The sequence below is a fragment of the Kitasatospora sp. NPDC001175 genome, assembly GCF_053598215.1.
On the sequence record NZ_JBSFJU010000055.1, the window covers coordinates 41,834 to 54,451 of the forward strand.

Sequence of the window (12,618 nt, forward strand, 5' to 3'; positions counted from 1 at the left end):
GGTGGGGAACTTTCCCTTGAATTCCGGCCACGCAATCGTGTCGGAATTCCGCCGAGCTGTACCGCCGGTGTCCGATCATCGCAGTCCGGCTCCCGTCCAAGGGAACTGATGGTGATTCCGATCCTCTGGTAGAGAATTCCGGGCCCTTTGAGCCGTCACGGCCTGCGCGATCGGCGCGCTCCGCGCACTGATCCGCGCCGGCGAAGTGTTGACGGTGGCCGAGGAGTTCTCGCCGGCGGCCACTCCCGAATTGGCGGTGTGGACGTTGGCGCTTCCGGAGACGTGGAATCCGCCGGTGATGCGCTGCTTCTCGCTCATCTGCCACAGCACGCTGATCGCCGTGGGCACCGCCGGCACCGCCCGTCGCGGCCGGTGCGGTTCAGTACTGACCGACGGCGTCAGACGTCTTCCGGTTTCCTGACTTCACGTCACATTCCTGTGACCGAAGGCTAGTTCGACACCAACGATGACTGAACGGAGGCATGCTGTGGCCCTACTCGCGCGACGCGTCCGGCCGGTCTGGCGGCGCCGCTGACGAACGCGAGTGGCTACGGAAGGTTTCCGGCGCGAGTCCGCCGGCCAGGAACCGGCCGGGTGCTCTGTCATCGCTTCCACGGCTGTTGGATCAGATGATCAGCGCCGTGCAGTACCCCCCACTGATCGGGCTGCACGGGGTGAGGAGCGATCATGGTGTCCGGGACCTCGGACGGTTCGCCGAGGTGTGGATTCCCGGGCAGGCCCGGGCGGGAAGGGATGGCGCAGGACATGAAGATCGCAGTGGACGACCTCTCCGGTCCGGAGATCGCGCGGTTCCTCGACGCTCATCTCCAGCAACTGCGGTCGATCTCGCCGCCGGAGAGCGTGCACGCGCTGGATCTCGACGAGCTCCGCAGGCCGGAGGTCACGTTCTGGTCGGTGAGGGACGGGGCCGCGCTGGTCGGCTGTGGTGCGGTCAAGCGGTTGGACGCGGGCCACGTGGAGCTCAAGTCGATGCGCACGGACGCGGCGCGCAAGCGGAGCGGGATCGCCTCCCGGCTGCTCGGGCACATCATCGCCGAGGCCGGGCGGATGGGGTTCGCCCGGCTGAGCCTGGAGACCGGCTCGGAGGAGTTCTTCCTGCCTGCCAGGAAGCTGTACGAGAAGTTCGGCTTCGACTACTGCGAGCCGTTCGCCGGCTACCGACCCGACCCCAACAGCGTCTTCATGACGAGGACGCTCGCCGGGGCGCCCGGGGTCTGACCCCGGCCGCCATCAAGGGGTTCGCGCGCTGCTAGGCAGGCAGGTTTCCACGTTCCGCGGCCCGGACCCTCGCCGGGTGGCCGGCGGTGCGCGCTCCGGGACGGCGGCCGTGCGTTCCCGGGCGGCCGATGGCGAGAAATCCCGTCGCCGGGGGGGCCACATTCCTGACGAGTGGTCATATTTCCGAAAGCGAGCACATCATGGAATCCGTGACGTCACGAGGGCTCACTCCGCCGGTCCGCGCCATCCACGGCCCCGCTCTGCGCGCGCATGACCGTATTCGCGTCGCGGCATGACCTCGGCGTGCCCGTCGGATTGGGAGACCATACTCCATCCGCCCGCCCTTCCACACCCCCGTCCTTTCCCTTCCCCACTCCGTTTCCGTCGGTCGCCGGCCTCCTCCGGTTGCGGTACGAGACGGTAGGGTCACCGGAATCACCGGAATCACCGGGAAATAACAATTCCCTTCCAAGGGCTGTCTGAAATTCCGCCGGGCGCCTAGGCTGCGGCACGTGTCGATCTTTCGAAGACTTCGCGCTTCCGGCCCGCGCCTCCTGCCGGAACTCGACGACGTCGAACTCGGTCGCGTGCGGCGACAGTTGAATTCCTCCGGGATGCCGGGCCAGTACGACATTCAGATTGGCCAGGTCGAGCGGCTTCTGCAGGAGGCCGGTACGGACTGGGACCGTCGTGCGCACCGGTTCGCCGTGCTCGCCGAGGCCGCCGCGCCGTCGGCGCTGGCCCGTTCCTGGCGGATGCGCCGGTCACGGGGCGCCGACCCGCTGGTGTTCGAGGCGTGGGTCGAGTTGGTCCGCGGTCGGCACGCGGGAGGGATGGAGGACGTCCGTGCCGCCGCCGACAACTGCTACCGCGCTGCCGACGCCCGCCCCGAGGACCCCACGCCCTGGGTGGTTCTGCTCGGGATCCTGCGCCTGGCGCGCGTCGAGTCGCGCAAGCTGTTCGCGGTCTGGCACGAGGTGACCTCGCGCGACCCCTGGAACCGCGAGGCCCATCTGCAGATGCTGCGCTACCTGTCGCCGGAGGAGTGCGGCTCGCGCGGCGGTCAGCTGGAGTTCGTGAACGCCGTGCGGGGCGCGGTGCCACCGGCCGCACCGGCCGTGGGTGTCGAACTGACCGCGCTGGTCGACGAGCACGCCCGCACTGCCGCGCGGGGCGGCGTCGAGGCGCTGCTGGTCCGCCGCCAGTGGGCGAGCAACCGGGCCACCGCCGCGCTGAACACCGCTGTGGCCGACTGGCCGCGCCCCGGCCACCTGCGGCACGCGGCCGCCCTGGCCGACCTCAACCTGCTCGCCTTCGCCCTGGTCCAGGCCGGCCGCGTGCAGGAGAGTACGGACACCTTCCGCCTGCTCGGTGACACGGTCACCGCGTGGCCGTGGGTGCTCGACGACGACCCGCTCCGGCAGTTCGGCTACTGGCAGTCCAGGGCGCTGACCTGACAGCGGTCGCATCGGCTGGCGGGACGCAGCGATGGCGCTGGGCACCAACCGGCTGTGTGGTGCGAGGAGTTGGGGTGGTCAGAGCTGGGTGGGGCTCCCGGGTAGCGGGGTGAACACGGAAGCGGGTGAGGAGCGCAGGAACCCTCGATCTCGCGTGGTTCTCCTCGCCGCCGACGGTTCGCGGCCGGCGATGGCGTCGAAGACGTCGGCCATCGCCGCGAGGCCGTGTCCGCTCACGAAGGCGTCGCAGTGCGGCAGTGCGGCCGCGATCCCGGCGGCGAGCGGGACGTAGCCGGGCGCCCCCTTACGGGGGTTGACCCAGATGACGCGATGCGCGAGCAGGCTGAGCCGGGCCTTCTCCCGGCCGACGGCCGACGGATCCTCGCCCTCCCAGCCGTCGGAGAAGATCACCACCACCGCTCCCCGGGCCATGCCGCGCCGTCCGAAGCGATCGTTGAACCCGGTGAGCGCCCGCCCGATCAGCGTGCCGCCGGACCAGTCGGGGGCGGCCCGGCTCGCCCGGCGCAGCGCGGCGGCGGTGCCGTCCACCGCGCTCGGCGAACTGCTGCTGGACCGGCGCGCGGACGTCGCGATCAGCCCGGTCGGCGCCGAGCCCGGCCCGATCGCCGCACCGCCCGGTCCTGACACCCTCGAGCACATCCCGTTCCTGGGCTTCCAACTGGTGGTCGTCGCTGCGCCGCACCACGCCGGCGCCCGGCTGGACCGTGCCCCGGGCGGCCGGCTGTACCTGCCGATCGGCCGACTGTCCCGGGAGCACTGGCTGCTCGGGCCGGGCGGGCTCGACCCCGGCACGCCCGGCGGCGCGTTCCTGACCCGGCACGGCGTCGGCGACGCCGACGCGTCGATCTTCCCGAGCGCCAGCGCGGCCCTGAGCGCGGTCATGGCCGGCGACGGGCTGTCGCTGGCCGTGCTCCACCTGGTCCGCGACGAGCTGCGCCACGGCACGCTCACCGTGGTCGCCGTCCCCGGCACCCCGGTCAACGGCGTGCTGCGGGCCGCCGCCCTGAGCGGTGACCGGCGCTCGCCGGCCGCCTCCGCGCTGTGCCGGTTCCTGACCACGCCGGCCGCCGTGCGGAGTCTGCTGGACCCGGCCACCGGCGTGCCGGTGGACCACTACCGGCCGACCGTCCGGGTGAGCCTGTGGAGCTGACCGGGCACCGCCCCACCGGGAATCGCCGGGTCGCCGGGAACCGTTGGAAGGTAGGTCGAGCGCCGGATTCCCCGGGGCACCGGGCAGGTCCGGGCAAGGAGGACCGTCCACATGGAGTTCACCAACGAGTTCCGCGTGCGCCTGCCGGTGGAGGCGGCCTGGGACCTCTTCACCGACGTCGAGCGGATCGCCCCGTGCATGCCGGGAGCGGAGCTCACCGAGGTCGACGGCGATCGGTTCCACGGCACGGTCAAGGTGCGGGTCGGCGCGGTGACCGTCCAGTACCGGGGCACGGCCGCGGTCGACGAACTGGACGGGGCGAACCGCACCGCGCGGCTCACCGCCTCCGGACGCGACACCCACGGCCAGGGCAACGCCGAGGCGCACATCACCGCGACCCTGGCGCCGGACGGCGACGGCACCCGGGTGACGGTGGAGACCCGGCTCAGCGTCACCGGGAAGGTGGCCCAGTTCGGCAAGGGTGTGATGACGGACATCAGCCGCAAGCTGCCGGACCAGTTCGTGGCCTGCCTGGAGGAGCGGCTGGCCGCCGAGCGGGGGAGCGGGGGCGAGGACAGGGCCAAGGACGAGGCCGCGCCGGCCGCGGAGCCCGCGGCCGCCCCGTCGAAGACGCCCGGGAGCGAGCCGCTGGACCTGCTCGCCGTGGCGCGCGGTCCGGTGGTCAAGCGCCTGGTGCCGGTCGTCCTCGCCGTCACGGTCCTGCTGGGCGTCGTGCGCCGACTGCGGCGGACCTGCCGGCGCGCGTGAGGAGCCACCATGCGTGACGTCCTGGACAAGGTCTACCCGTGGTACCAGGCGGGCGAGAGCTTCGGGCTCGCCACCGTGGTCAGCACCTTCCGCAGCGCGCCGCGCCGGCCGGGTGCGGCGATGGCGGTGTCCGCCTCCGGCACCGTGGTCGGCAGCGTCTCGGGCGGCTGCGTCGAGGGCGCGGTGTACGAGGAGGCCGAGGCGGCCCGGACTACGGGACGCCCGGTGCTGCGTACCTACGGGGTGAGCGACGACGACGCCTTCGAGGTGGGGCTGACCTGTGGCGGCACGATCCAGATCTTCGTCGAACCGGTGTCCCGCCGGACCTTTCCCGAACTGCCGGACGTGGTGGCCTCGTTGAGCGCCGGTGAGCCCGTCGCGGTGGCCACCGTGGTGACCGGGGCGGACGACGGGGCGGGCGCGCTCGGGAGCCGCCTGGTCGTCTGGCCGGACCGCTCCTCGGACACCCTCGGGTCGGCCGCGCTGGACCGCGCGGTGGGCCTCGACGTCCGCGGCCTGCTCGACCACGGCACGACCATGCTGCGCCACTACGACACCGTGGGCCGATGCCTGGACGGCGCGGAGAGGGCCGAGCCCGGCGGGCTGACCGTGTTCGTCGAGTCTTTCGTCCCGCGGCCGCGCCTGCTGGTGTTCGGTGCGATCGACTTCGCCGCCGCGGTCGCCGAATTGGGGTCGTTCCTGGGCTACCGCGTCACGGTGTGCGACGCGCGGCCGGTGTTCGCCACCGCCTCCCGCTTCCCGCACGCGGACGAGGTCGTGGTGCGCTGGCCGCACGAGTACCTGGCCGAGGAGGCCGGGGCGGGCCGGGTCGACGACCGCACGGTGGTGGCCGTGCTGACCCACGACCACAAGTTCGACGTGCCGCTGCTGACGACCGCGCTGCGGCTGCCGCAACTCGCCTACGTCGGCGCGCTCGGCTCGCGGCGCACCCACCGTGAGCGGCTCGCCCGCCTGCGCGAAGCCGGCCTGGAGGAACGGGAGTTGGCCCGGCTGTCGGCTCCCGCCGGGCTCGACCTCGGCGCCCGCACGCCGCAGGAGACGGCGGTCTCCATCGCTGCCGAGATCATCGCCGCCCGCTGGGGCGGCACCGGCCGGCCGCTCACCCGGACCGACGGTCCGATCCACACCGCCACCGCGCCGGACGAACGGCCACCGGCCCCGGTCGAAGCCGGCTGACCGCCCAGTCCGATCGGCTGCCGGCCATTGCGGCCGCGCAGGTGACGCGGCAGCGGACGTGGCAGGCTCCGACCGATCCGCCACCCCGCGAGGACCACGCCAGACCTCACCGCCGGGCAGCACACACGGCGCCGGTCCCGCTCGGCACACCACGGCTCCTCCACGACTCCTCCGTCCGGTCGGCGCACGGCGCGACGGATCCGGCGCGCGTCGTACAATTCGCCGCCGGGTGGCTGCGCATCCGGACGACCGGTCTACCCGAAAAGCGAACTCGCCTGTGTGCGAAGGGTTTTGCGGATGCATGCGAAGCATCCGAATCGTGACCTGCGATCCGTCTCGGGCGGGAACCCGAGGCCCTGACGTTCACGTCGCCGACAACGCCGTGGCACGTCGCGGCGGCCGCGCACCCGACGTCCGTCCGGACGGCGCGGCGCTGCTCGCCGGATCCGAGAGAGACCAAGAGAGAGACTGAGGATGAACGGCCAGACCGAGGGCACGGCGGCGGAGGCCGACGGCCTGTGGACGCTGCCCGGCTACACCCATGAGCGCGAGCTCGGCGCCGGGGCGAGCGGGCGGGTGGTGCTGGCCCGGCACGACGCCACCGGCACGCGGGTCGCCGTCAAGTACCTGAGCGCGGCGGTCGGTGACACCACCTCCTTCCGCAACGAGGCCGTGCTGCTCGGCGGCCTGCGCTCGCCCCAGGTGGCCGCGCTGTACGAGTACGTGGAGAGCCCCCGGGGCGCCGCGATCGTGATGGAGCTGGTGGACGGCGTCGCGCTGCGCGGGCTGCTGAGCCAGGAGGGCGCCACCTCGCCGGAGGCGGCGCTGGTGGTGCTCAAGGGGTCCCTGCTCGGCCTGGCCGCCGCGCACGCGGCCGGTGTGGTGCACCGCGACTACAAGCCGGAGAACGTGCTGGTCGCGGCCGACGGATCGTCCAAGCTGGTGGACTTCGGCATCGCGGTACGCAGCGGCGAACGGCCGGGCGTCGCCGGCACCCCCGTCTACATGGCCCCCGAGCAGTGGGCGGGCGAGCCGGCCTCGCCGTCCGGCGACGTGTACGCGGCCACGGCGACCTTCTTCGAATGCCTCACCGGTACCAAGCCCTACAGCGGCACGACGCTGGCGGAGCTGGCGATCAAGCACACCGAGGCACCCATCCCCGACGAGCTGGCGCCGGAGCCGGTCCGGCCGCTGATCCGGGCCGGCCTGGCGAAGACACCCGGGGAACGCCCGCAGAGCGCGGCCGCGCTGGTGGAGGAGCTCGAACGGGTGGCCAGTTCCGAGTACGGCGAGGACTGGGAGGAGCGCGGGCGAGGGGTGCTCGCGGCGCTGGTGGCACTGCTGCCCCTGCTGCTCCCCTCCGCCGGTGGCACGGGTGCGGGAGGCACCACGCTGGCCACCACCGTGCTGGACGGCGGCCCGGACCCGGCCGCGACTACCGCCGCCGACGTCGAGCCCGCTCGGCGTCCTCGGCTGAGCCGCAGGGCCAGCCTCGCGGCGGGTGCCGTGGGCGTCACGCTGGTGGCCGGGACGATGGCCGCAGTCGCGGTCGCAGGCAGCGTGGATGCCGCGCACGTGACGTCCGTGGCTGCTCCGGCACCGGAACTGACGACCTCGCTGGCGCCTACGGCGAGCGCGTCCTCGACCGAGCCGTCCGCGAGCGGTTCACCCTCCGCCTCGGTGACCGCGTCGACGTCGCCGTCGTCCTCGACGAGCGCCACGCCCGGAGCGACGGCTACGGCGACCACCCGGACCGGACCGAGCACTGCCGGCCCGGCCGCCACCGACCCACCTGCGCCGGCCCCCGGGACGGTGACGGACCCGACGGCCACCACCACGGGTCCGACCCCGCCGAGCCTGCCGAGCCCGCCGAGCCCGCCTACGCCCTCGCCGGCCCCGACGCCGCTGCGCGTCATCTCGGTGAGCATCTCCTCGTACGGCTGCTACGGGAACTACGGCACCAAGGGCACCGTCAACGTCACCACCAACGGCGCCAACACCGGGACCCTTGCTGTAAGTTGGATAGACGGCGGGTCATCCCGGAAGGTCGTCGCGACCCAGAGCCTCACACTCGCCAAGGGCCAGACCAACGCGTCGTTCCCGGTCAGCCACACCTTCGCGGACAACGCGACCGCGTGGGGCCTACAGGTCAGCACCGCCCCCGCCGCACTCCGGGGCCAGGGCAGCTACCAAGAGGTCTACGCCTACCTCTGCAACCCGCCCCGCTGACACCCCCTCCGCAGACCACACCGCACCACCCGCCAGGAAGAGACCATGACCACACCTCAGGAGCGCCCGGCCACGGAGACCGTCCCGGAGCCGGACCGCACGATGCGCCTCGACAGACCGTCCCCGCCCGACCCTGCCGCCGCCGCGACGGTGCGGCTCGCGTCTGCCGATGTACGCGGCGTCGGTGAGGATGTCGAGCTCGATGCGGTCGCCACTGTGGAGCTGGAGCCGTCGGCTGCTGCGGCGACGGTGCGGCTCGCGTCTGCTGACGTGCGTGCGGTCGGTGAGGATGTCGAGCTCGATGCGGTCGCGACTGTGGAGCTGGAGCCGTCGGCTGCTGCGGCGACGGTGCGGCTCGCGTCTGCTGACGTGCGTGCGGTCGGTGAGGAAGCCGAAAGCGCCACGCTGCTCGACGAGGAGGCCTGGGCCACCCCAGCCGCCACGGTCGAATTGTCGGCCGCCACCGTCGAATTGTCGGCCGCCACCGTCGAGACGACGGCCGAAGCACCCCTCGAGGCCACTCTCGAAGCGACCGTCCCGGCACCGGCGGGGTCGTCGGAGCCGACGGGCGAACCTCGGGCCGACGGGCTGCGCCGGTTCGGCCCCGGTGTGCCGAGCGCCACCGCGGACGTTCCGGCGCTCGCCGCAGCCGTGTGGCACGGCACCGCCCGGCCCGGCGAGCCGGCGGCCGCGGAAGCCCCACGGCCAGCCCGGAGGCGCCTGGGGTGGCTGCTGCCGTTGCTGGTCCTGCTCGCCGTGCTGGGCTATCTGGCCTGGCAGGGCTCCGCGCAGCCGCTCTCGGTGACCGCGGTCTCGGTCCGCGCGGACCCGGCCGGTCCGTCCTGCGACGGCACCGCTACGGTCATCGGCACCCTGCGGACGAAGGGCCGGGCCGGCACGGTCTCCTACCGCTGGCGCCGCAGCGACGGCACGGTCTCCGCCGAGATCGCCCAGCCGGTGCCGAAGGGCAGCCACCAGACGGACGTGGTGCTCCGCTGGACCTTCGAGGGAAAGGGGACCATGGCGGCCACGGCGACCCTGGAGGTGCTCTCCCCGGACTCCCGTACTGCCTCGGCCTCCTTCACCTACACCTGCCACTGAGTCACCGGCCGCCGATGCCCCGACCGCCGATGCCTCGACCGCCCGCACCGGACTGCTGCAGGCGGTCGTGGCCGCTCAGTGCCCTGACGTCCGCGCCCTCCGCACCGGGGCACGCGCGGAATGGCCATCACACTCCGTTCACGCACCAGTGTGCGGAACGAGGAAGGGCCCTCGGGTGTGGGGACGGAGCCGGTCACGGGGTGAGGGCAGTGGAACCGGGCCATGGTGCGTACCCGTCCGCCGACGGAGCTGCCGGTGTGGTCAGCGCAGTCGGTGGCGTCTCCTACGATGACCGCCATGGACACAGCGGGGGCGGAGCAGCGCCTCATCGACGGGCGGTTCGAACTGCTGCAACAGCTCGGTGGCGGCGGCATGGGCCTGGTCTGGCGGGCACGCGACAACGCGCTGCAACGTGAGGTGGTGCTCAAGGAGGTCCGCCCGCCGGACCCGGCCATGGCGGCGGCCGATCCGGCCCAGGCGCGGCAGCTGCGCGAACGGGTGCTGCGCGAGGCGCGGGCGCTCGCCCGGCTCCAGCACCCGAACGTGGTGGTGATCCATCACATCGTGGACACTCCGGAACACCCGCACCCCTGGCTGGTGATGGAGCTGGTGGCCGGCGGCAGTCTGGCCGACCGGTTGGCCGAGGGGCCGCTCGACGTGGCGGAGGCGGCCCGGACCGGCCGCGGCGTGCTGTCCGCGCTTCGGGCCGCGCACGCCGGCGGCATCCAGCACCGGGACGTCAAGCCCGGCAACGTGCTGCTGCGCCCCGACGGCACGCCGGTGCTGGCCGACTTCGGCATAGCCGCGATCCAGGACGCGACCGCCCTGACCGCGACCGGCGCGCTGATCGGCTCACCCGAGTACATCGCGCCGGAACGGATCCGCGGCCAGGAGGGAAATCCGTCCTCCGACCTGTGGTCGCTCGGCATGATGCTGTACGTCGCCGTCGAGGGCCGCCACCCGCTGCGTCGGGCGACCACGCTCGCCACGCTCGCCGCCGTGCTCGATGAGCCGCTGCCACCCCCGGTTCGCGCGGGGCGGCTCGGCCCGCTGCTGACCGCGCTGCTCGCCAAGGACCCGGCGGCCCGCCCGGACGCCGAGCAGCTCGACCGGATGCTCGCGGCGGCTGAGTTCGACGGCGCTGCCTTCGAAGACCGCGCCGCCTTCGAAGACCGCGTTCCGCAGGCCGTCGTCGCCGCGCCGCCGCCCGGTGGCGCCGCATTGCCTGCGGACCGGATGCCGCCTGGCTTCGCCGCGCCGCCGCCCGACCCGGCGGCGCAGAACTTCCGGCCGGTTCCGAGCACCCCCGCCAAGCCCTCGGCGGCCGCCCGCCGGGGCCGGACGGTCGCCGCCACGGGGGTGGTCACCGCCGTTGTGCTGGCCGGTGTCGTCGCCCTGCTCCTGAATCAGGGCGGCGCGACAGCGGCGCACGGCACCACCGCGGGCTCGACGACCGGTACGACGACCACGGTCACCAGCAGTCCGGACCCGGCCGGCGCCGGCGCACCTGCCGCCTTGCCGCCGTCGGAATCCCCGGGCGGGGCGAACCTGCTGACGCCGGGCGGTGTGCGCCGGACGATCGACGCGCTACACCCGTACCTCTCCGGCGGCAAGGCCTACCAGCTCGTCGTCTACCCCGACTACGCCATCGCCCAGGTGCCCACCGCCGCCGGCGCCAAGTTCTACGACGAGGTCAACTACCGTGACGGCAAGGCGGTCCGCTCGGTGGGCGGTGAGCTCACGCCCGACGAGAAGGCCATCGGTCTGCAGGACTTCGACTGGGACGTCCTGCCGGCCCTGTTGCAGAAGGCCCAGGACACCCTGAACGTCGCCCATCCGACCAGCCGTTACCTCATCATCGAGGCCGACATGTTCGACGGCTCGCCCAGTGTCAAGGTCTACCTCTCCGACGACTACGGCAGCGGCTACCTGGAGGCGGACCCGAAGGGCAACGTGACGCGGACCTACCCGCGCAGCTCCTGAAGGCCGGCACGGTACACCTCCAGCTCGCGGGAACCGCCTCGCCACGGCCGGTGGGCAACGTGGTACGACAGGGTCAGGCCAGTTCCGTCGGCACGGAGCGCAGGTCGCGCAGGGTGGCCGTGAGTGCCCAGGCGAGCAACACCAGTGCCGCCCCGGCCGCCACGGCCACACGATCGGGGCGGTGTCCTTCACGCTCTTCCTCGTCGCCGCGAGGCCGATGGCCGGCGTCCGCAGAGCGGCAACCGGCGTCGCGCGTCACGGCACGCCGTCAACGCGGCGGCACTCGCCATCGCGGTCTCAGGAGCGTTCCGCGACCCCATCTGGACGCTGGTCGGGCAGGGCACCCAGCTCGACCCGCTCGCCCAGCTCGCAGCATTCGTCTTCGTCAGCGCCCTGCTCGTCGGTGCCGTCACGTTCGGCGTCTCGATCGCCGGGGGACGAACGGTCTGAGCGGTGCCGGTCAGGGGCCTCCCCGTACGCCCGCGGACTTCCCGTCCGTGGGGGCGGCGAGACGGTCGAGCGTGTGATGAACGGGCACGATCGGCTCGTGCCCACCCCGCGTCAGGAGTCGTCGTCCACCGCATCGCTGTCGAAGCCGCCAAGATAGGGAATCCTGTGAAGGACAGCCCACGAAGCTCCGGGCGCAGGCTGGCCACCCGGCGCCGCAACCTCGAACTCTTCATGCTGGCTGCGGCGGTCCTGGTCTGCCTGGTGGGCTACGTGACCGCCAACGAGGCGATGAACCACGCGCTGCCCGAGGGCCTGCTGGTCTACGGCCTCAGCCTGCCACCGCTGGCCCTGGGGTTGCACCTGGCGGTCCGGCGCTTCGCCCCGTACGCGGACCCGCTGCTCCTGCCACTGGCCGTCTTCCTGACCGGCTTGGGACTGGTGCTGCTCAGCCGGCTGGACCAGTCCTACGCGCTCTTCCACGCCGCCAAGGGCGACATTCAGAAGAGCCCGGCGGCCCCGGACCAGGTGATGTGGGTATGGGTCGCCGCCACGGCCGCGGCTGCCGTGATCATCGTCATCAAGCACCACCGGATCTTCCAGCGCTACGTCTACCTGCTGATGACCGGGGCGCTGATCCTGCTGGCGGCACCGGCTTTCTTCCCCGGTGACGTCAACGGCGCCAAGCGGTGGATCAAGCTCCCCGGGATCACCGTCGAACCGGACGAGTTCGTCAAGGTGGCCATCACCGTCTTCTTCGCCGGGTACCTGATGGCCAACCGGGACGCGCTCGCGCTGACCGGGCGGAAGGTCTGGGGCATGAACCTTCCGCGCGGACGCAACGCGGGCCCGGTGCTCGCCATCTGGGTGGTCAGCCTGCTGGTGCTGATCTTCGAGCGCGACCTCGGCACCTCGCTGATCTTCTTCGGCGTCTTCGTCGTGATGCTCTACGTGGCCACCGAGCGGACCAGCTGGGTGGTCCTCGGCCTGCTGATGGCCGTCGGCGGCGCCGCCGTCGTCGGCACG

11 protein-coding genes are annotated in these 12,618 nt (G+C 72.8%); 10 read left to right on the plus strand and 1 reads right to left on the minus strand.

Annotation, left to right across the window (positions count from 1 at the left end):
• Positions 1-214: 214 nt before the first annotated feature.
• The 3 genes from ACWDAK_RS30325 to ACWDAK_RS30335 all read left to right on the plus strand — a co-directional run bounded on the left by ACWDAK_RS30325 (position 215) and on the right by ACWDAK_RS30335 (position 2,696).
• Entirely contained in the window at positions 215-421 is a 207-nt protein-coding gene (locus ACWDAK_RS30325; protein WP_427395373.1) for a hypothetical protein, read from the plus strand.
• Positions 422-765: 344 nt separating this feature from the next.
• Positions 766-1,239 (plus strand): GNAT family N-acetyltransferase, encoded by a 474-nt coding sequence (locus ACWDAK_RS30330; protein WP_427395374.1) that lies wholly within the window; start codon positions 766-768, stop codon positions 1,237-1,239.
• Positions 1,240-1,751: 512 nt separating this feature from the next.
• Entirely contained in the window at positions 1,752-2,696 is a 945-nt protein-coding gene (locus ACWDAK_RS30335; RefSeq protein ID WP_427395375.1) for a hypothetical protein, read from the plus strand.
• Between the two features lie 78 nt (positions 2,697-2,774).
• Here the strand turns inward: ACWDAK_RS30335 and ACWDAK_RS30340 are convergent, their stop codons facing one another.
• Positions 2,775-3,245, minus strand: a complete 471-nt coding sequence (locus ACWDAK_RS30340; RefSeq protein WP_427395376.1) for a VWA domain-containing protein — start codon at positions 3,243-3,245, stop codon at positions 2,775-2,777.
• Here ACWDAK_RS30340 and ACWDAK_RS30345 point away from each other — a divergent pair.
• The 7 genes from ACWDAK_RS30345 to ACWDAK_RS30375 form a co-directional block, all read left to right on the plus strand.
• The gene (locus ACWDAK_RS30345; RefSeq protein ID WP_427395377.1) at positions 3,235-3,867 is read left to right on the plus strand and encodes a LysR substrate-binding domain-containing protein; all 633 of its coding nucleotides are present in this window, start codon (positions 3,235-3,237) and stop codon (positions 3,865-3,867) included. The two genes, ACWDAK_RS30340 and ACWDAK_RS30345, sit on opposite strands and share 11 nt — an antisense overlap.
• A 111-nt stretch (positions 3,868-3,978) precedes the next feature.
• Positions 3,979-4,635: an SRPBCC family protein gene (locus ACWDAK_RS30350; protein WP_427395378.1), complete on the plus strand. Its 657-nt coding sequence runs from the start codon at positions 3,979-3,981 to the stop codon at positions 4,633-4,635.
• 9 nt (positions 4,636-4,644) lie between these two features.
• Positions 4,645-5,832 carry an XdhC family protein gene (locus ACWDAK_RS30355; protein ID WP_427395379.1) on the plus strand — a complete coding sequence of 396 codons (1,188 nt, stop codon included), beginning with the start codon at positions 4,645-4,647 and terminating at the stop codon, positions 5,830-5,832.
• 474 nt (positions 5,833-6,306) lie between these two features.
• Entirely contained in the window at positions 6,307-8,061 is a 1,755-nt protein-coding gene (locus ACWDAK_RS30360; protein WP_427395380.1) for a serine/threonine-protein kinase, read from the plus strand.
• A 45-nt stretch (positions 8,062-8,106) separates the two neighbouring features.
• Positions 8,107-9,162, plus strand: a complete 1,056-nt coding sequence (locus ACWDAK_RS30365) for a hypothetical protein (protein ID WP_427395381.1) — start codon at positions 8,107-8,109, stop codon at positions 9,160-9,162.
• A 297-nt stretch (positions 9,163-9,459) separates the two neighbouring features.
• The gene (locus ACWDAK_RS30370; RefSeq protein ID WP_344640619.1) at positions 9,460-11,145 is read left to right on the plus strand and encodes a serine/threonine-protein kinase; all 1,686 of its coding nucleotides are present in this window, start codon (positions 9,460-9,462) and stop codon (positions 11,143-11,145) included.
• A 615-nt stretch (positions 11,146-11,760) separates the two neighbouring features.
• On the plus strand, positions 11,761-12,618 hold an 858-nt coding region (locus ACWDAK_RS30375), incomplete at its 3' end, for an FtsW/RodA/SpoVE family cell cycle protein (protein ID WP_427395382.1).